Origin of the sequence: Streptomyces sp. HUAS CB01, assembly GCF_030406905.1 — a bacterium.
Taxonomy (GTDB): Bacteria; Actinomycetota; Actinomycetes; order Streptomycetales; family Streptomycetaceae; genus Streptomyces; species Streptomyces chengbuensis.
Genome location: NZ_CP129137.1, coordinates 7840536 through 7859047 on the forward strand (window position 1 = coordinate 7840536; position 18512 = coordinate 7859047).

The 18512-nt window shown below is 70.2% G+C and carries 17 protein-coding genes and 1 pseudogene; 8 read left to right on the forward strand and 10 right to left on the reverse strand.

The window, feature by feature from the left end:
* Nucleotides 1-249: 249 nt before the first annotated feature.
* A complete protein-coding gene (locus QRN89_RS34295) occupies nt 250-795 on the reverse strand; it encodes a hypothetical protein (protein ID WP_290353304.1) in 546 nt (181 codons plus the stop codon).
* Nucleotides 796-1247: 452 nt separating this feature from the next.
* Here QRN89_RS34295 and QRN89_RS34300 point away from each other — a divergent pair, with 452 nt between their 5' ends.
* Nucleotides 1248-1895 (forward strand): DUF6461 domain-containing protein, encoded by a 648-nt coding sequence (locus tag QRN89_RS34300; RefSeq protein ID WP_290353305.1) that lies wholly within the window; start codon nt 1248-1250, stop codon nt 1893-1895.
* 1540 nt (nt 1896-3435) lie between these two features.
* Nucleotides 3436-4122 (forward strand): DUF4328 domain-containing protein, encoded by a 687-nt coding sequence (locus QRN89_RS34305; protein WP_290353306.1) that lies wholly within the window; start codon nt 3436-3438, stop codon nt 4120-4122.
* Between the two features lie 203 nt (nt 4123-4325).
* On the opposite strand, the gene QRN89_RS34310 is transcribed toward QRN89_RS34305, so the two are convergent.
* The 4 genes from QRN89_RS34310 to QRN89_RS34325 form a co-directional block, all read right to left on the reverse strand.
* The gene (locus QRN89_RS34310; protein ID WP_290353307.1) at nt 4326-4775 is read right to left on the reverse strand and encodes a bacteriocin immunity protein; all 450 of its coding nucleotides are present in this window, start codon (nt 4773-4775) and stop codon (nt 4326-4328) included.
* 404 nt (nt 4776-5179) lie between these two features.
* Nucleotides 5180-5566 carry a hypothetical protein gene (locus QRN89_RS34315; protein WP_290353308.1) on the reverse strand — a complete coding sequence of 129 codons (387 nt, stop codon included), beginning with the start codon at nt 5564-5566 and terminating at the stop codon, nt 5180-5182.
* A complete protein-coding gene (locus tag QRN89_RS34320) occupies nt 5512-5943 on the reverse strand; it encodes a hypothetical protein (protein ID WP_290353309.1) in 432 nt (143 codons plus the stop codon). The genes QRN89_RS34315 and QRN89_RS34320 overlap by 55 nt, the downstream gene beginning before the upstream one ends.
* A gap of 133 nt (nt 5944-6076) precedes the next feature.
* Entirely contained in the window at nt 6077-6529 is a 453-nt protein-coding gene (locus tag QRN89_RS34325) for an Lrp/AsnC family transcriptional regulator (protein WP_290353310.1), read from the reverse strand.
* 106 nt (nt 6530-6635) lie between these two features.
* Between QRN89_RS34325 and QRN89_RS34330 the strand changes: the two genes are divergently transcribed.
* Nucleotides 6636-7580, forward strand: a complete 945-nt coding sequence (locus tag QRN89_RS34330) for an SMP-30/gluconolactonase/LRE family protein (protein WP_290353311.1) — start codon at nt 6636-6638, stop codon at nt 7578-7580.
* A 50-nt stretch (nt 7581-7630) separates the two neighbouring features.
* Here the strand turns inward: QRN89_RS34330 and QRN89_RS34335 are convergent, their stop codons facing one another.
* Nucleotides 7631-7903, reverse strand: a complete 273-nt coding sequence (locus tag QRN89_RS34335) for a hypothetical protein (protein WP_290353312.1) — start codon at nt 7901-7903, stop codon at nt 7631-7633.
* Nucleotides 7904-8105: 202 nt separating this feature from the next.
* Here QRN89_RS34335 and QRN89_RS34340 point away from each other — a divergent pair, with 202 nt between their 5' ends.
* From QRN89_RS34340 to QRN89_RS34355, 3 genes are all read left to right on the forward strand, one after another.
* Nucleotides 8106-8609 carry a helix-turn-helix domain-containing protein gene (locus QRN89_RS34340; protein ID WP_290353313.1) on the forward strand — a complete coding sequence of 168 codons (504 nt, stop codon included), beginning with the start codon at nt 8106-8108 and terminating at the stop codon, nt 8607-8609.
* Nucleotides 8549-9208: a transposase gene (locus tag QRN89_RS34345; protein ID WP_290353314.1), complete on the forward strand. Its 660-nt coding sequence runs from the start codon at nt 8549-8551 to the stop codon at nt 9206-9208. The genes QRN89_RS34340 and QRN89_RS34345 overlap by 61 nt, the downstream gene beginning before the upstream one ends.
* A 570-nt stretch (nt 9209-9778) precedes the next feature.
* Nucleotides 9779-10045 carry a response regulator gene (locus tag QRN89_RS34355; RefSeq protein ID WP_290353989.1) on the forward strand — a complete coding sequence of 89 codons (267 nt, stop codon included), beginning with the start codon at nt 9779-9781 and terminating at the stop codon, nt 10043-10045.
* A gap of 1189 nt (nt 10046-11234) precedes the next feature.
* Here the strand turns inward: QRN89_RS34355 and QRN89_RS34360 are convergent.
* Nucleotides 11235-12995, reverse strand: a complete 1761-nt coding sequence (locus QRN89_RS34360; RefSeq protein WP_290353315.1) for a lysyl oxidase family protein — start codon at nt 12993-12995, stop codon at nt 11235-11237.
* A 200-nt stretch (nt 12996-13195) separates the two neighbouring features.
* Here QRN89_RS34360 and QRN89_RS34365 point away from each other — a divergent pair.
* Nucleotides 13196-13482: pseudogene (locus tag QRN89_RS34365) on the forward strand (sigma factor-like helix-turn-helix DNA-binding protein); the annotation flags it as partial.
* Between the two features lie 109 nt (nt 13483-13591).
* Here the strand turns inward: QRN89_RS34365 and QRN89_RS34370 are convergent.
* Nucleotides 13592-14635 (reverse strand): saccharopine dehydrogenase family protein, encoded by a 1044-nt coding sequence (locus tag QRN89_RS34370; protein WP_290353316.1) that lies wholly within the window; start codon nt 14633-14635, stop codon nt 13592-13594.
* A gap of 125 nt (nt 14636-14760) precedes the next feature.
* On the opposite strand from QRN89_RS34370, the gene QRN89_RS34375 reads away from it, so the two are divergent.
* Nucleotides 14761-15696 (forward strand): helix-turn-helix domain-containing protein, encoded by a 936-nt coding sequence (locus tag QRN89_RS34375; RefSeq protein ID WP_290353317.1) that lies wholly within the window; start codon nt 14761-14763, stop codon nt 15694-15696.
* 485 nt (nt 15697-16181) lie between these two features.
* On the opposite strand, the gene QRN89_RS34380 is transcribed toward QRN89_RS34375, so the two are convergent.
* Both QRN89_RS34380 and QRN89_RS34385 read right to left on the reverse strand, forming a co-directional pair.
* Nucleotides 16182-17411: a serine hydrolase domain-containing protein gene (locus QRN89_RS34380; RefSeq protein ID WP_290353318.1), complete on the reverse strand. Its 1230-nt coding sequence runs from the start codon at nt 17409-17411 to the stop codon at nt 16182-16184.
* 217 nt (nt 17412-17628) lie between these two features.
* Nucleotides 17629-18294 (reverse strand): DUF4097 family beta strand repeat-containing protein, encoded by a 666-nt coding sequence (locus QRN89_RS34385; protein WP_290353319.1) that lies wholly within the window; start codon nt 18292-18294, stop codon nt 17629-17631.
* Between the last annotated feature and the right edge of the window lie 218 nt (nt 18295-18512).

Genomic DNA, 18512 nt, shown 5'->3' on the forward strand with positions numbered 1-18512 from the left:
CCATCGGGCGGACGCCGGGGCGCGGGGGAGCAGCGGACGGGTCCGGAAGTTCACGGGCCGGATCGCGCAGCGCCGCGCCGTTCGCAACTCGGCGGAAGCGGCGAGCAGAGAGGCTTCCTCGCGTGAGCGCCCCCCGACTGCCCGGCGCTGAGGACAGACCCGTAAAGGATCTCGCCGCGCTTGCCGAGTTCCTGCCTCCTCGGTCACCGGGCCACGGTGAGGCCGCCCCGGGCGATCGCCCACGCGCCCTCAGGGTCCCGCCTCGGCGGCGTGTTGCAGCGCCTGCTCGGACCGTTTGACGAACATCGTGGCGTAGGCGGCGAGTCGCTCGCCGCTCACGTACGTCGCCTTGCCGAACGCATCGATCGACAGCACCGTCGTGCCCACCAGCACCGTCGCCCTCGCGTGCGGATCCCCCGTGGTCTCGAACGTGCCGAGGCGGCCATGACGACGCTCACCGACCGCCCCGAGGGCGACGTCCCGCTGCGCACGGTCAGCCTGATCCCGTTTCAGAACCAGCGCGTACGCGGCTGCAGCGGCCTTGCGGTCCCGGTAGGCGGTGAGGGCGAAATTCACGTTCGCCTCGCCCCGTGTCACGAAAACGGACGCCCCCGTCGTCATCGCACCGGCGCACAGCGCCTCGTCCTCACCCGCAACGCACGCCCCGGTACCCGGGTCCCGTGAAGGGATGACACTCCGCATCCCGTTCTTCAGGCCGGAAACAGCCGCACCCTCTGGCAGAGCCCCGGCCACCTGCTTCTCACTCAGCACGGCCGACAGGGCCGCGCCGGTCACAGGCGAGGCCGTGGCCCGAGCGGGCCCCGCGGCGCCACCGTCTCCCTGGGCGCGAGTGATCCCGCCACCCCCGCCGCACCCCGCCAGCAACACCACCGCTGCCATCGCCGCCGTTGCCGCGATCCGCCCACATCTGCCGCTCTTCACGATCCCCTGCCCCTGACGATGAGAGCCTTGAGCATACGGAGGAGTCCGACACCACCGGCCGGCGCCCGGCTCCTTCAGCGCCGTCCCGCCGACCCGGACCATACGCAAGAGCCAAGCCCTGCCCCCGGTCGGACCGTCCAGGACGCGGCCGGAAGCACGGACGAGCGCGGACGCCGGCGGGAACCCGAGATCCTCGCGCCTCCCACGCACGCACTCGGAGGAACGAGGCGCCGTCGTCCGGGCCCGCGGTGACCAGCCCGCGGGCGCCGCCCGCGTTGTCAGAGGGGCCAGTCAGGATAGGAGTCATGACAGACGGAACGACCTGGCTCGCCGCGCCGCGATCCATCGCCTTCGGGGGCTACCGCGTGGTGCTCGCCCGCGGACTCTCCCCGCAAGAGCTCGCCGGCCGCCTCGCGGAGACCGTGTCGTACGACGGGGAGCACCTCGTCGTGGAAGTGGGGGCCCACACGGGAGAGTCTCTTCTGGAGCTCATGGACGACACCTACGGCGATTCCTCCGACGGCATCGGCCTGCGCCTCGGCAGCGCCGGTGACTGGGCATACGCGGTCGCGTACGGCGGCTGGCAGGGGGAGTTCGGCCCCCTGACCCCCGTGTCGCGCGGTGGTGCGCACGTCTGCCTCCTGGAGTACGAGGAGGAGAACGGCAAGCCCGTGCCGCCGCAGTTCGCGTACTTTCACGACGGCCGCCTGCTGAGTGCCTGCAATCTGCATCTGGACGCCTCGTGGGGCTGTCAGGGCGTAGAAGGCGACCCCGCGACGGCCGCCCCCTTGCAGGAGTTGCTGACCGCTGCCGGCCTCCCGGACCCGGAGCGGGACAACAGGGAGGTGCACCGCACCGCGCTGGGCATCGTGGAACGATACTTCGGGCTCTCGCTGCCACAGGGCCCCATCGTCAGAGGCACCCTGCCGGCGGTTCTGGTGGAACCGGCGTAGTCCGGAACCGGACTCCCGGGAAGCCGCAGGGAAATGTGCGGGCCACCCCGAGCCCGGGTAGCTCATAGTGGAGCCCTGCACCTGTTGATCAACACGAACGGACGGCCTGTGCCTGTGACCACCGCCTACAGCGAAACCTCCACCGCGCGCGTGCCCGGACGGTCCTGGACGGTCCGGCTGATGGGCCACGCGGATCACTCCGCCACGGTCTCCTGCAGTACCGCCGCGTGCCGGATGCCGCCCCGGTCCAAGGACCTCGCGAGCTTGCGCGCGTTCGCCGCCCGGCACGCCGCCGCCCACGCCCGCGCCGCGACCGTCCGTCCGAACGCGTCATGCCACTGCCGTGCCGAGCAGTGCGGCGCACACCAGGACACCCGCGTGCAGTGCGCCGGATCCGTGGTCATGATCCTGCGCCACGACCCGACCGTCGGGCGGGTGTGGAGCGTTGCCGAGGTGTGCGCAAGCTGCGCCCCGCTGCTCCCGCACGCCACCGTCATCGCCGGCGCCGCCCGGCCCCGCCCCGCCGCCGCGGCCTCGCCGAGCGCGCCCGAGGTTCCCGCCGCCCGGACCCCCTCCCCGGTGCCGGGAGGATTCTCCTCGCCCGGTGCTGCCGGTCCCGAATCCGATGCCGTGCGGCGGCGGCCCAGGCGGGGCGGACAGCGCCCCCGCCGCCGGACCGGGCAGGGACACTGAGCTCGCACCGGCCTCGTTTCCGGGGCTGCCCGCCCCGGCTGCCCCGAGTGAATCCCAGCCGGTGCTCGGGAACGCCGGTACCACCGGAGTGGGGGAGCTCTTGCTCAGTCGTGGCTGTGTCCTTGGGCGGCTGCTGGGGGAAGAGGGGACGCAACCGATGGCAGATCTGCACTGTCCTGGTGATGCGTGAGAGGACGTCTGACCGGTCGTGCCTCTGACCGGTCGGCGCCGTACTGCCCTGACCGTCGAAGCCGCGATCCTCGTGGCCACGGGAGTGTCCTCCACAGGAGGGGACCTGCTCGATGCCAACTGACCGAGGCCCGAGCGCCGTATCGACCCCAGACGCTTCCCGATCTGGTGAAGCCGGCCTTCGGCGTGGTCGCCGGGGCTGCCTTGGTCGCTCTCGTCGTGGCCTGACGGCGGCAGCGTGTCCACGAGGACGGTGCTCTGCGGGTGGCCACCCGCCTGCACACCGAGCGCTTCCCCAGCGCGCGGTGAGGTCGCGGCGGTCCGGCTGGAGCAGTCCGGACTGCTTGCCCTCGGACTGCCGGCGAGGGTGCGGCTGCGCCCCGCGGCACTGCGGTGGCGGGACGCTCCAGGACCAACGGCAGAGCAACTCCAGGTGGTCGCCGAGGCGGTCCGGGACGACCCGACCGACTTCGACCGGCGGCGAGATCGCGTGGCTGGGCCCTTGCCACCATGTCCGCGGACAAACTCTGTGGACAACCTGCCTCTTGCCCACGTACGGTCCGCGAGCGCCCGCCGCAGGTGGTGGACGTCGTACACCTGTGGGGGGTTGTCTGTCATGTCCACGTTGCCCATGTTTACACCCAGACCTGAGTTCCGCGTGCCGGTTCCGACCGGGCTCGCTGCGGCGACCTGCGTGCTGCTCGGCCTCGCTGTGCTGGCCGACGTGTTCTCGCTCGGCGTCGGCCGGCAGTACTACGGCCTCTGGAGCGGCCTCGGAGAGGAGGGGATCCCGACCGCCCTCGAGGAGTTCGAGCGGGTCGAACGCCTCTACAGACTCTCGGGCGTCGTCCAGACCGTGACCTTCCTGGTCTGCGGGATCGTGTTCATCGTCTGGTTCCGGCAGATGCGGGAGAACGCCCAGCTCTTCGCGCCCGAGGTGCACAGGAAGTCGCCGGGCTGGGCGGTGTGGGGCTGGATCGTACCGGTCGTCTCCCTGTGGTTCCCGCGCCGCATCACCCTGGACATCTGGACGGCGAGTGAGCTCCGGCGCGATGTCCCCGATGCGCCACGCACGCCGGTCACCATCGTCAATGTCTGGTGGACGGTGTGGATCTGCGACGTCACGCTGGGCAATCTGGCCTCCCGCTACCTCGTCCGGGCCGACGAGGCGGACGCGATCAAGCAGGCAGTGGGGCTGCTGATGGTCGCCGACGTCCTCGACGTCGGCGCCGCCGTGATGGCCATCGTCGTCGTACGCAGGCTGACCAGGATGCAGCAGCGCAGGGCCGCGTGGACCGACTCCGGCCAGGACAGCCCGCTCGAAGCTTCCGGACAGCCCGCGTGAAAGCGTTCCCGCGGCTGGCGAACGCTTGCCTGTCGCTCAGGACACCGCATCGGACAAGGGCGCTGAGGACCACTGCGCGGCCGCGTCGGTGAAGTGGAGCCCGGGGCGGGCGGGTTGTCCGGTCCGCGAGTCTTGACCGCTGTCGAGGCTCCCGGATTCCGAACGCCTGCTGCCAGGACCGGAGACAGCCCCGCGTTCCTCGATCAGAGTGCGATCGGCCGGTACTTCAGGGCCTCGTCGACGATCTCCTCGGCAGATGCATCCTGGAGGAGGGGAGAGAAGATCAGACCACTGACCCCGGGTCGCAGCACGTTCGCTTCGAGGAGCAGCAGGTAGTAGTCGCTCTCCGGGTCGGCCGCGAGCACTCTGCGGACGATCTCGGCGAGCTCACCCCGCGTGATGTCCGGAACCCGGGGCCGAGCGGGCCGTGCCGCCTCTCTGGCGAACTCCTCCAGGCTCCTGCCTGCGTCGTACTCGGCGAAGTCGAGGGCCCGGTAATCGTGGCCGGTCATCGCGTTGAAGGCCCGGATCGCCTCGTCTCCGTCCCCGGTACGGCCGGTCACCAGGTCGGCGATCCGCTTGATCTCGCAGCTCAACTCATCCAGCCGTTGCCGGCTCACGGGCGGGGGCACCAGCTCTGGTCTCAGGTTCACAGCCGAATTATGTCCACGGTGACAGCAGACGAGCGAACGCGGAGCACGTTCCTCCAACAGTCGGCCGGCGGAGGACCGTCCCTCCGACTGACGGGTTCCCCTCGACCGGAGAAGGGGAACGCGAAGCCTGGCGTTGGGCCTGCCACCGGGTGTCGATCGCCCGTGCACCGCGAGGCCGTGCGGCGCCCTGCGTTCGGTCGCTCGTGTTCCCCCGCATCCGGCGAACACCGAGCAGTGCGCCGTGCCCGACGTGCGGATGACACATGTACGGGCATCGGGAGCGGGGCACGCGCACAGCCCTCGGACCCTGCCTGGCAGATCTTCCCCACCGCCGAGGGTTCCGCTTCCCCCGGACAGGCCAACGAGTACCCAAGCCGACCGCGACACCCTCAACGGCCTCTGTTTCAGGGCCCCTCGAGTCGGCGTTGCAGGATGTAGAGGTCCCAGCTGTCGGGGTCGCCGATGTAGACGAACAGCTTCAGGTGTTCAGGCGTCCCGAGGACCTCCCAGGCGTCCCTGGGGCAGTCGTCGAGGGAGACATCCACCTCCTGGGACCACGGTCCGGCGCCCGGGTCGTACTCCCAGGTTCCGACGCCCGTGCACTTGTGCACCACGGGTTCGAAGGAGTCGTCGATATTGAACGTTTCGACGTGGGGCGCGGTTGCCTTGCCATCCGCCGTGAGGATGAGCGTGCCGCCCTTTCCGTCCGACCAAGTCCCGGTGACCTGTTCGGTGCTCAGCCGCAGAGGTTCGTATCCGATTCCGGCGTACAGGGCGATGCCGGCGACCATACCGGTGTGACGACGGCGAGTGTCCCGTACAGCGCCACCCGACCGAACATCGCCACGCCGGAGAGCCGTGGCCGGTCCGGCAGCAGCAGCCTGCGGGCGACCAGCGCCGTGACGGTGAGCGCCGCCGTCGCGGTGAGCCATCCGCCCAGGCCGGCCAGGACACCGGCCTCCGCGAGCACCGCCACCGCCGGGGCCGGCGGGGCAGTTCCGGCGGCCGCCACCGCCGGGACCCACCACCACGCCTGGTGTCCCGAGAGCCGGCGTCCCAGCCGTCCGGCCACCGCCAGGAGCGGCATTACCGCACCGATCGACAGCAGAGCGCCGAGAACAGCTCCGGCCGCGGCCATGAACGGCGCCATCACCAGCAGAACGAGCACTCCGAGCGGGCTGTAGCTAAGTGGTCGGGCCCGGAAGTTCCTCGGGGGTTGACGCTGAAGCAGCGACCGTGCATGTCGCTGCGGCAGATGTCAGGGGCCGCGGGATAGGGGGAGCGTCCGATGAAGTGCTCGATCACGTCTGCTCGGGGGTCTGCGGCGAGAGCGGCCGCTCGAAGAAGGTCTCAAGGACCACCGTGGCCTGCGTCCTGCTGACCCCCTCGATGGCGTAGATCCGGCGCAACACATCCTGCAGTTGCTCGGTGGATGCGGTCCTAACCTTCACCAGCACCGAGGCGCTGCCCGCGATGATGTGCGCCTCCAGGATTTCGGGGAGCGCGGCGAAGTCCTGCGCCGCATCACCCATCCAGGAAGTCGAGTCGACCATCACATAGGCCAGCACTGCGCCGCCCAGCGCGGCCGGGTCCGTCTCGACGGTGGTGCGCCGGATGACGCCTCGCTCCCGCAACTTGCGCACACGTTCGTGAGCGGCGCCGGCCGAGAGGCCGGCGGCCCGGCCCAGCGCGGCGTAGGACTGGGTGGCGTCCTGCTGGAGCTGCGTCAGCAGGACGCGATCGATGTGATCCATAGCCCTCCGTTCGGAATCCCCTTGCGTTGACCATACCTTGTCCTGCAATCTTGGCTTTGAGTCAAAGAATGTTCAGTATGTGGTGTCTGTCGAAGGGAGGGGCCTCATGACCGGCAAGCGCCCCGGGCTGTACGAGATGCTCGATGACCGGTTCCGTGCCGGGCGGTGCATGAACGGTGACGAGGCACTGGAGGTCCTGTACACCGGCTGCCGCTGGGCCGAGGGGCCGATCTACCTGCCTGCCTGGCGGCAAGTGGTCTGGAGCGACATCCCCAACGACCGGATGCTGCGCTGGGACGAAGAAACCGGTGCCGTCAGCGTCTTCCGCCACTCCGCCGGGCACACCAACGGCAACACTGTCGACCGTCAGGGCCGGCTGATCACCTGCGAGCAGGGCAACCGTCGAGTGACCCGGACCGAACACGACGGCACCATCACCGTGTTGGCGGACCGGTGGAAGGGCAAGCGCCTGAACAGCCCGAACGATGCGGCCGTCAAGTCCGACGGTTCGATCTGGTTCTCCGACCCGGACTTCGGCATCACCAGCGACTACGAGGGCTATCGTGCGCTGAGTGAGATCGGCTCCAACAACGTCTACCGTATCGATCCGGCCACCGGCGAAGTGCGGCTGGTCGCCGACTGTTTCGGCGCCCCGAACGGCCTGGTCTTCTCACACGACGAGCAGCAACTGTTCGTCTCCGATACCCGAGCAGGCTTCATCCGGGCCTTCGACGTACACGAGGACGGCACGCTGTCCGAGGGCAAGGTCTTCGCTGAAGCGGAGGCTCGCAAGGCCGCACGCTTCGACAATCTCCGCTTCGACGACGCCGGTCGGCTCTGGGCCGCCGCGATGGGCGACGGAGTGCACTGCTACGACCCCGACGGCACGCTGATCGGGCGTCTCAACGTCCCCGAGGCAGTTGCCAACATCTCCTGGGGCGGCGCCAAGCGCAACCGTCTCTTCATTGCCGCAGAGACCAGCCTCTACTCGGTGGTCATGGGCGTCACAGGCACGCACCCGACCGGACCGGGCCGGCGCCCCTGGCTCTGAGCGGTCGGCTCCGGAAGTCCTTCGGGGTTGACTTCGAAGCTGGCGCCCGGTCAGGTGTCCGGGTTGGCGAGATGGAGGTTGCAGGCGCACTCGAGGGCCTGTGAGGGGGTGCCGGTGATTGAGCCGGTGGGCAGGACGGTGTTCTCGTATGTGTCGCTGCTGGCGAGGTAGAGGGCGAAGCCCCGCGTGGCGGCGGTGCCGGTGTGGCGCAGCCGCATCAGCTTGACCTGTTCGCCGTCGGCCAGCTGGCCGGCTACGTAGGCGAAGGCGCCGCGATGGCGGGACGGGCAGCCGAGCCAGCTGCGGCCAGGCGGTGCGGGCATGGTCGCCCAGGCGCTGCTCGAGCGAGAGCCTGGTGTGTTCCGAGGGTGCGGGCATGTCGCCATCCTGCCCGCCGGGCCGTGGCCGGGAGACGGCAGGCTACGTCTGTCGTGCTCTGCCTCTCTCATGATCGGCTCCGCTTCATGCCCGTGGTCCCGGCCCGCCCGATCACCCCCCGCCGCCAAGCGTGAGCGGCTCAAGAAGATGGCCTACGGTCACAATACCGAGTATAGGCTGCGGGCTCGTTCGCAGGTGGTGCTGCACGCGGCCAGGGGCCGCTCCAACGCGCGGATCGCCCGGGAGACCGGCCTGCATCTGGACACGGTGCGCCGGTGGCGTGGTCGGTTCGCCGAGCAGCGCCTGGCCGGGCTCGCCGACCGTCGACGCTCCGGCCGCCCGCCGGCCTTCACCGCGTTGCAGATGTCCGAAGTCAAGGCGCTGGCCTGCCGGTTACCCGTCGAGACCGGTGCGCCGTTGTCGCGCTGGCCGTGCCCAGAACTGGCCCGCGAGGCGATGGCCCGGGGCATCGCCACCTTCGTGTCGGCGTCCACCGCGCGCCGCTGGCTGGACCGGGACGCGCTCAAACCTGGCAGCACCGCTCCTGGATCTTCATCACCGACCCCGACTTCCGCACCAGGGCCCAGCGCGTGCTGGACCTGTACGCCCGCACCTGGGATGGCGTCCCGCTCGGCGAGGACGAGTACGTGATCAGCGCGGACGAGAAGACCTCCATCCAGGCCCGCTGCCGCTGCCACCCCACCCTCGCTCCCGGCCAGGCGAGAGTGATGCGCGTGAACCACACTTACCAGCGCGGCGGTGCCTTGGCCTACCTGGCCGCCTACGACGTCCACACCGCCAGGGTGTCCGGCCGCACCGAGCCACGTACCGGCATCGGGCCGTTCATGAACCTGGTCACCCAGGTCATGAGCCGGGAACCATACGCCAGCGCCAGACGGGTGTTCTGGATCGTCGACAACGGCTCCTCCCACCGCGGCAAGAACGCCGCCGACCGGCTGACCGCCGCGTTCCCGAACGCCGTCATGGTTCACACGCCCGTCCACGCCTCCTGGCTGAACCAGGTGGAGATCTACTTCTCCGTCGTCCAGCGCAAGGTCGTCTCACCCAACGACTTCACCGACCTCACCGAGGTCGGGAACCGGCTCCGAGCCTTCGAAGACCGCCACAACGCCACGGCACAGCCGTTCCAGTGGAAGTTCACCACCTCCGACCTGGACGATCTGCTGGCCAGGCTCGACCGGCACACCACCGATCACCAGGAAGAATCCGCGCTCCGCCTCGCCGCATGATCAACCCCCGAAGGACTTCCGAAGCCGACCAGTAAGACCCGGGCTCTCCTGTGTCTGCCCCCACACCATGAGCGCGATCGCCCCGATCACAGCCTCGACGGCCATCACCGACACCGACGCCGTCAGCACCGCGCCGAACCTGTCCCTCACGCGTGCCTGCGCCTGCCTCGACTCCCGCATTTCTGAACGCATTCAAATCCCCTCCCGCCCCGTATCCTCCTCCATGCGGGACGACCTCCATCACCGGGGTCTGACGGGCGCCGTACTGCACCGACGTTCGGCCGGGAGCAATCGGGGAATCCTCGGCACCTGAGGGGCAGTCGCCGGCGCCAGACCGCAGGGTGCGCATGGAGCGCGTTCTGCACGCCACGGCGCAGCAGCGTTCGCCTCGCTGGGACCCCCCCTGGGGCTGATGCGCCTTTGTCCTCGACATCACGGGACGGCGGGCACGGCGGCGTTGATCCCGAGGCGGGCCGTGACGGAGCTCGCGGACCGGGTCACGACGCTCGACGGCCGGATGCAGCTGTCGAGTCCGGCGGGTGGTCCCACCCTGCCGCACGTGGAGGTTCCGTGTCGCTTCGCCTGGTCGGGGCCGAGGACGCCGTTCTGTTGCGCGTGGGCCTGGTCGGGCTGCTCGAACGGGTGGTGGTGGCGGCGGTCGGGGACACCGAGCGGCCGGATCTGGTCGTCACCGACGTACGGATGCCGCTGTCGATCAGCGGCGACGGCCTGCTGTGCGCAGTGAAGCAGCGCGAGGAGTTCCCGGGCTGCCCACGCTCGTCCTCAGCCAGTACGTGGCGCGCTCCTCTACGCGTTGCGCCTGCTGGCCTCGAGTGAGCGCGCGGCGGAGTGGCGGTGGGCCACCTGCTCAAGGAGCGATTGAGCGCGCCGACTTCACGCCCGCGAGCGAGCAGGTCGCCGTCGGGGGACGGTGGTTGGAACCCTGTGGTGATCCACCAACTGGTCCGGCAACGCCAGGACCCGCTGGGGCGGCTGAGCGCCCCCGGGAGGGCGAGGTGCTGGGACTGATCGCGGCGGGCCGCTCCAATGCCGGCTTGCGGCGCACGTGTTCATCAGCGGGTGCTGGCGTCCTCGCCTTCCTGCGGCATGACGCGAATCGCTGCCCTCCTCGGTGATCGGGAGGGCAGGCCAGACAGCCCCGGAATACGCCGGCAGTTGCGGTGGTAGACGTGTGGCATCGAGGCCGAAAAGCAGGGCCGGGCGGAAGGAGTAATCCGATCCCGGACCACCTGGATGTCACAATGCTCGGTGCGTCGGTGCGTCGGTGCGTCGGTGCGTCGGTGCGTCGGCAGCGTCGCGGCCACCACGGTCCAGGCCCGGGCCCTGGACGACCACGTGGGGCTGCTCCTGCTGGTACTGACAGCGTTGTTCGGGCTGCTCGGCGCCGCCGGCGGGTCGGCGATGGAGATCGCTGCCCGGGCCACGCGGCGGGCGAGTCGGATACCCCACCCACCTGCCCTGTCGGCCCGAGTCCGATGACGGTCGGTGTGCATTCGGCAGCTCGGCGGGCTCCCCGGACTGCTGAAGCCGTACTCGGCTGCGGGAGCGAAGGTGTTCTCGGCGGTCACGTCCGGGCGCCGGCCCCTTCAGGGCCACACCACGCAACGTGACCGTCTCGCCCGCGAGGACGGCCCGCAGGGGTGGGGTGCCCGGCAGGCTCACACCGAGTCGCGCCCGCGCCCGCGGGGATGGTCCGGGTGCCAACGGGGGACGCCGGACTTGGGGGAGGGAGCGCAACAGCGGCGCCGACGGGCTCTCGGCTGCGCCCCGGCGACGTCGGATCCCGTCCCGGTGGCGGCATTCGTAGGTTCACTGCCCGACGTGGCAGTCGGAGGTGAAGGCCTCCCCTCCCCGTGAGGGGCATGGGGGAGGCCTTCCTCGCCGATCACATGCCACGGGGCGGGCACGGGCTTTCCGGTCGGCTGAAGCCGCTCAGCGGATCACGGCGGTTGGAGGGATCGCTGTCAAGGACGTCACGGGCGGCCGTGATGCTGCGGACGTACCGTCAGTTCGCGTTCACCAGGTCGTGCGCCGGCACCGTCACCGTCCGCTTGCCCGGCGTGCCGCCCAGCTCGACCTTCCGCAGGGCACTGTTGTTGGCGGTGCTGGTCTCCTTGAGCCGGTTCTCCGGGTTTGCCAGTACCTGGATGTAGTACGTGCCGTTGGGCAGGTCGGTGATGTCGAAGGACTGGCCGGGCAGGTCCTGGGTGTAGGTGTCACCGGAGCCGACGTCCAGCACCTCGCGGACGGAGATCGAGTTCTCCTGGCCGCAGGCGGTGGCCAGATCGGTGTTGTTCGGGTGCCAGTTGGCGTTCTTCACCGTGTAGTCGACCGCGTCGGTGTTGGCCAGGCAGAAGGCCTCCTTGCCGCTGCGCACGGTCTCCTTCTTGTCCGCCTTCAGCAACCGGTAGCTGGCGAAGTCGGTGAAGTGCCAGTGCACGTGGCCCGGCCGCGGGTCCCATTCCATGGTGCCGGTCGGGGTGTGGCCGACCTGCTTGCCCTTGGCGTCGTAGAAGTACTGGTAGGCGTCCATCGTGGCCTTGCCGGGCGAGCGGAATCCGTCCACCACGAGCTGCGCCGGGCCGGCGTTCCACACATTGGCACTGAAGGCCAGGTAGTCCTTGCCGGGGACGTCCCTCCCGCCGTCGCTGATGGTGATGCCGTAGGCCGGCAGCGACCGCAGGTCGGGCTTGGGCACGTCCGGGACGGAGGGCTTGCCGGTGGGCCGCTTGGGCTGCGGCCCCAGGGCGGGCGCCTTGCGCGAGCCGTCGGTCCGGCCCGCGGCGTCGCCGACGTCGGTCGATCGTGCCGTCTGCTGCTTCTTCAGTGCCCACGGCAGAGCCGGAGGAGCGGCCTTCAGCGGCCCGTGACCGACGTTGTACGAGGGACCGGCGCCGCTCGTCACCGGCGCGGCGGCCTGGGCGGGCGCCGGGGCGTGTCCCGGTCCGTGGCCGGCGTGCGCGGCGCCGGCTGCCGACGGTGCCTGGTGGGCGGCGCCGTGCCCCGCGTGCGGACCGGGCTCGGCTGTCCGCGCCGCGGCGCCCCGGCCGTCCTCGAAGCTGCGCTCCTCCACGGTGACCTTCACCGTGGCGGGCTTGTTCGCGATGCCGAACAGGTCACGGTACTTCTTGGCGACCGAGACCTTGGCGGTGTAGGTACCGGCGGCCAGCTTGACCGGCTGGGTGTACGAACCGGCGTAGGTGTTGGCGGCCCAGCCCTTCTCCACGCCCCACACGGAACCGAGGGTGAAGGGATTGGTCGGGCAGCTCTCCGGATACTTCGAGGTGGCGGGCGCGTCGGGCCGTATGCGGCCACTGGCGTTGTTCGGGCAGAAGCTCTCCGCACGTCTGAGGACCTGCTTGCCCGCCTTGTCGGTGACGGTGATCTCCACGAAGCCCGGCAGCCCGGAGAAGTCCTTCACGGTGCCCTTGGGCAGAGCTTTGGCCTTCGCCTTGCCGCCTTCGTACACGGTCTGGGTGATGGCCACCGGGTCCTTGTAGGACTTCCGGGTCACCTTCAACTCCAGCGGCGTCCCTTCCGCGGTGAGGTAGGTTCCGAGATCCAGATAGACGCCCGGATCCTCCTTCCAGGAGGTGAGCGTGATCGAGGTGCTCGCCGCGATGAGGCTCAGGTCGGGCGCCGTCGCGGCCTTCGCCGCATCCGACGTGGCGGCCACGAATCCGGCCGTCACGGCCATGACGGCGATGGCCGTGGTCCCCGCGAGCAGCGGACGCCGCAGCCGGGTGGTACGCGTTCTGGTCGTCATTCCCTCGTCCTCCGGGATGCTGGGTGGGAAGGAAGCAGACAGCGGGCGACGCGGCTCGACGACATCCGACAACGCCTGCCCGGGTGGTGAGAGGAGCGGACCGGACGCTCGGTTGTCCGCAGGGTCGAAGGCACCGCGAGGTTGGCCGGATGGAGCCGGTACAGAGGAAGCCAGGCTTTGGTTCGCGGGTACGCCGCTGTGGCCGGCAAACTCCTTGGCCGCTGGTCACCACGCCGGATGTGGCCGAGGACGTCGAGTTCGAGCTCGCCGAGAGCTTGTCGATGGCGCTGATGCTTGTCCTGAAGACGCTGTCATCGACCGATCGGGCCGTCCTCGTGCTGCGCGAGGTCTTCTCCGTCGGCAGCGACGAGACCGCGGCCGCCGTCGACAGGAGACCCACGGCCGTCCGCCGGATCACCACCGCGCCCGCCGGCACGTCAATGCCCGGCGCCCGCGCCACGGGGTCTCCTCGAACGAGGGCCGGACGTTCGTTTCGGGCAGCGGCCGTGAAGGTGGGGGATCGAACGAGGACGCCGACACCCATGGCGTCATGGCTCGCTGAGGGCGCTGCCGACAGCCAGGGCGGACGGCCGATGTCAGGCAGTCTGCTTCTGCGGGTGCAGGTCGAGTGCGATGTGCGGGGCGAGCGCGTGAAGGAAGTCCCGGGCGTCGAAGATCTCGCCGGCGGAGGCGACGCCGACGGCCTTGGTGCGGCCGGTCAGGACGCGTTCGAGGGCCTCGGCGACTAGAGGCGCGGTGACGGCGTAGATGTCCTGTCCGCCGGCCGTGGCCCTGCGTTCGGCTCCGCCCGAGCGCACGACGACGTCGACGAGGAAGGTCTGGTCCGAGCGTCCGCTCTCGTCGGCGGGGGTCGGGGCCGGTGTGTGGGGGGCGGCGACATCGCGGACCGCCTCGGCGGTCATGTACGTGGTCACATCGGGGATGGCCAGGTGCTGGGGGACGGTGACGACGTCCGCCATCGTGAACTCCCCGATCACCGGCCGGGGGCCCATCGGATCCGGGAAGCTCCACTCCAGGGTGGGCGCGTCGTCGGTGCGGTGCTCCCACTGTCCGCCGCTGTAGCGCAGGCGGTTGGCGCCGCGCCGCTCGCGCGAGACCGCGCCCGAGAGCCGGGTGCCGGCGGTGGGGTGCCAGCTGCTGAGCGCGTAGGCGATGTGTGCCTCGTCGGCTGCGTTCCAGTCGCCCATCGCCGCGGTGGCCAGCAGGTCGCCGAGCCCGCCGAAGAAGGCCATGGCCGGGACGATCACCGCTCCCATGTCCCGGGCCCGCTCGCGGTAGTGGGCGAAGGTGTCGAGGTTGGCCTCGAGTTCGGCGGCCACGTCCAGGTACGGGATCCCCGCGCGCAGCGCGGCCTCGATCACGGGACCGGTGGTCGAGGCGAAGGGGCCGGCGCAGTTGATGACCGCCGCCGTGCCCGCCAGGGCCCCCTCCAGGGAGGCCGGGTCCTCGACCGATGCCACCCGGGCCTCCAGCCCGTGCTCGTCGGCCAGCTCCTTCAAGGCCTGCGCGTTGCGCCCGGACGGCACCGGGACGAACCCCCGCGCGGCCAGTTCCGCCACCACGAACCGTCCGGTGTGACCGTACGCGCCGAACACCGCCACCAGTTGACCTGACCCCATGAGACCACTCCCGTACTCGATCGCCCGCCGCGATGTCGCACCGCTGCGGCCTGACACCGACATCCTGTCCTCGCGTCAGCACCCGCACGAGCGTCGGAAACGACATGCCGCGTACAGTTTCGGACATGCCCACTGTCGCGCTGGCCGTCACCGACGGCATGCTGCACTACGAACTGGCCGTGGCCGTCGAGGTCTTCGGTGCAGTCCTGACCCACGTCGTGGACCCCTGGTACGACTTCTCCCTCTGCGGGAGCGGCCCGGTGCGCGTCGACCGCTTCCGTCTGGAGCCCGATCACGGACTCGACCACCTCGCGCACGCCGACACGGTGATCGTCCCCGGCTGGGCGGACGCGGATCGCGAACCGCCCGCCACGCTGGTCGAGGCGGTGCGCGCCGCTCACGCGGCCGGCGCCCGCGTGGCCTCACTGTGCACGGGCGCCTTCGTCCTGGGCGCGGCAGGACTGCTCGACGGCAGGCGCGCCACCACACACTGGGCCCACACGCGGGAACTCGCCCGGCGCCACCCGGCGGCCACCGTCGATCCGGACGTCCTCTACGTCGACAACGGCGACGTCCTCACCTCCGCGGGCAAGGCCGCCGCCATGGACCTGTGCCTGCACCTGGTCCGCCTCGACCACGGCTCTGCCATCGCCAACAAGATCGCCCGCCGTCTGGTCATCCCGCCGCACCGCGACGGCGGCCAGGCCCAGTTCATCGCAACCCCCGTCCCCGCCCCGGGCAACCACCCCCTGGGCGAGCTCTTCCCCTGGGCGCTGGAGCGACTGGACCAACCGCTCACCGTGGAGGACCTGGCCCGCCAGGCCCGCATGAGCTCACGCCACCTCGGCCGCCACTTCAAGCACCTCACCGGCACCACACCACTGCAGTGGTTGCACAGCCAGCGCATCCGCCACGCCCAGGAACTGCTGGAGACCACCGACGCCACCGTGGACACCATCGCCGCGGCCACCGGCATGGGCACCGCCACCACCCTGCGCCGCCACTTCCACCGCAGCGTCGGCGTCCCACCCGACACCTACCGCCGCACCTTCCGCCCCTGAGACGTCATCTCCATCGGCGGCTGATGGAGTGGATGGCCGCCGGCAACTGTGCCGTGTCGAGTGCACGGGCCAGGTAGCGGCGTACGCCTGTGGGGAGTCCTGGGCGAGGACACGTGCCGGGTCCGTGTCCCGGTGGGTGCCGGCTCCCGGCAGATCACGGCGCTCTGCCGCAGGGCGGCGAGGGGTGGGTGGCCATCACGGACGTCTGTGCGGGGTCAGGGGATCGAGCGCATCGGAGCTGAGGAACCGGGTCGATCTCGGCACCGTGGGCGCCGGTCCCGGCGATGCGGGCCGCGAGGATTTCGCCGTGTGCGCGCAGCCGGTCCAGCAGCCTGCGGTTGCCGTCCGGAAGCCCGACCCGCCGGGCGCGAGGTGGCACGCCCGGCAGGCCGACGATGCACGCAGAGGACGGCCCGAGCGTCCGTCAGTCAGTCAGCCAGTCAAAGAGGCAGATTCCCGACCGGTGCCATGGCCGATCCTCATGGTCAGTCTTCGACGGCCTGGTAGAGACTCGTCCAGAAGTCGTGCATGAGCCGTACCGGGTCCGGGACGGACGCCCCGATCTGGGTGAGCAGGATTCCGGTGATCCGGTGGTGCGGGTCGGCGTAGGTCGACGTGCCGCTTCCGCCGTCCCAGCCGAACTGGCCGATGGGCGCGTAGTCGCCGCGGTAGGTGCGCACTGCCATCCCGAACCCCCAGCCGCCGTGCTGCCCTTGACCGAAGGACACATGGACGTTGTCGGTGGCTGTGGCGTTGCGGGCGGCGTTCTGCTCGGGCGTGAGGCGGTTGGTGGTCATCAGCTGGACGGCGGGCCGGGACAGGATCCGTTCGCTCCCGTGCATCCCGCCGTTGAGCAGCATCCGGAAGTAGGCGTGGTAGTCGTCGACGGTGGAGACCAGCCCGCCCCCGCCACCCTGGAACGCCGGAGGCCGGCTCCACCGTCCCCCTGTGGCCTCGTCCCAGACGGTGAACTCTGCGGTGTGCGGGTCGGGGGCGTAGAGGGGCGGTAGCCGGTCCGTCTTGTCGGCGGGCACGTGGAAACCGGTGTCCTTCATCCCCAGCGGGTCGAAGATGCGTTCGCGCAGGAACGTCTCGAACGACTGGCCGGTGACCCTGGCGACGAGTACGCCGAGCAGGTCGTTGCTGATGTGGTACTGCCAGCGTTCTCCGGGCTGGTGCATCAGTGGAAGCGTGCCGAGGCGGCGTATCCACTCGTTCGGCTCGGGCATCGGCTCCGGCAGATTGGGGGTGAGTCCCTGCTCGAAGATCGCGTCCATGATCGGTGTGCCCAGCGCCGTCATATCCATGCCGAGCCCGAACGTGGAGGTCAGCACGTCCCGTACGGTGATCGGCCGCCGCGCCGGCACGGTGTCGTCCAGGGGGCCGTCGATCCGCCTCAGCACCCGCCGGTCGGCGAGTTCCGGCAGCCACGGCTCCACGGTGTCGTCCAGCCGCAGCCTGCACTCGTCCAGCAGGACCATCGCCGCCGCCATCGTGACCGGCTTGGACGTCGAGGCCATCCGGAAGATCGTGTCCCGGCGCATCGGCGCGTCACCGTCGTGGTGCATCGTCCCGATCGCTTCGACGTGCGTTTCGTCGCCCCGGCCGGCCAGTGCGACGAGCCCGGGAATCCTTCCGGACGCGACGTGCCGTGCCAGCGCGTCGCGTGTCCTGCGCCACCCTGCTTCCGGGAAGCCGCTGTTGCGTCGTCCCATCGTGCATCTCCTTCGTTACGTGTGCGTTCGGTGCGCCGTGTCCCGGGATGGGCTCGTGGCCTCAGCGGGCCGGAGACCTGGTGTGGGGATGTGATGCACGGCTTCTCCAGGCCGCGCGCGTGGATCGCGGGCCCCTCGGAACGAGCGGCCGGGCCCTCGGCGAGTCTTCGGGATCTCGATCGCGGTGGGCCCGGCCGGTGGTCCTGGTTCTGTTCCTTCAGAGGCTGCGGGCGGTGATGTCGCCGTGGGAGGTGGTGGCGCGGATGTCGAGTTCGGCGGTGCCGTCGTTCTTGAGGGCGTTGCTGATGCGGCCGTGTCCGGTGTCGGCATCCAGGGCGGCCGAGACGCCGGCGGCGGCGGCGACCGAGATGTTGCCGGACTGGGTGCGGAGCACGACCGTGCCGCGTACGGCCTCGGTGATCCGGATGTCGCCCCGTGCGGTGCTGATCTCCGCGGTGCCGCCCAGCCGGCCGATCTCGACATCGCCGTCGGTCGCGGTGAGGCGGACGCTCGCGGCCTCGTCGATCTTGGTCTGGCGGTACGCGCCTTCGAAGGCGACGTCGCCGAGGCGTCCGACGCCGCGGAGCTCGGCGCCGGCGGCCTTGGCCTCGATGCGGGAGCCGGCGGGCAACTGGACGGTCACCTCGATGGATCCGGAGGCGCCGAAGAGCTGGTTGTCGTGGGCCTGGGCCGTGATCCGCAGGACGCCGTCGGCGTAGGTGACCGCGGTCTGCTCGGCCGCCTTCACATCGCGGTTCTTCGAGGCGTCCGCGGGCAGGACCTCGACGGTGGTGTCGGCGCGGTCCGCGGCGATGAACTGGATGCGTCCGGCGGGGACGTCCAGGACGGCGGTGACCGGGGCGGGAGTGTCGAACTTCTGCATCGTGCTTCTCCTGTGATCGTTGTTTCCGATGGAGGAAAAGCTACGTTGCTTTCCATTCTGCGACAACGCATCTGTTGCGTAGAAGTGGTATTTATGCAGGTGAAACTCAGTAAAGTGTTGCAATGGCCTTGAAGGTAATGCAATGAACGATGCCTTGATCGTTGCAATGGATGAGAAGTGAACGCTATGGTTGGGGGAACAGGGACCACCACGAGGAC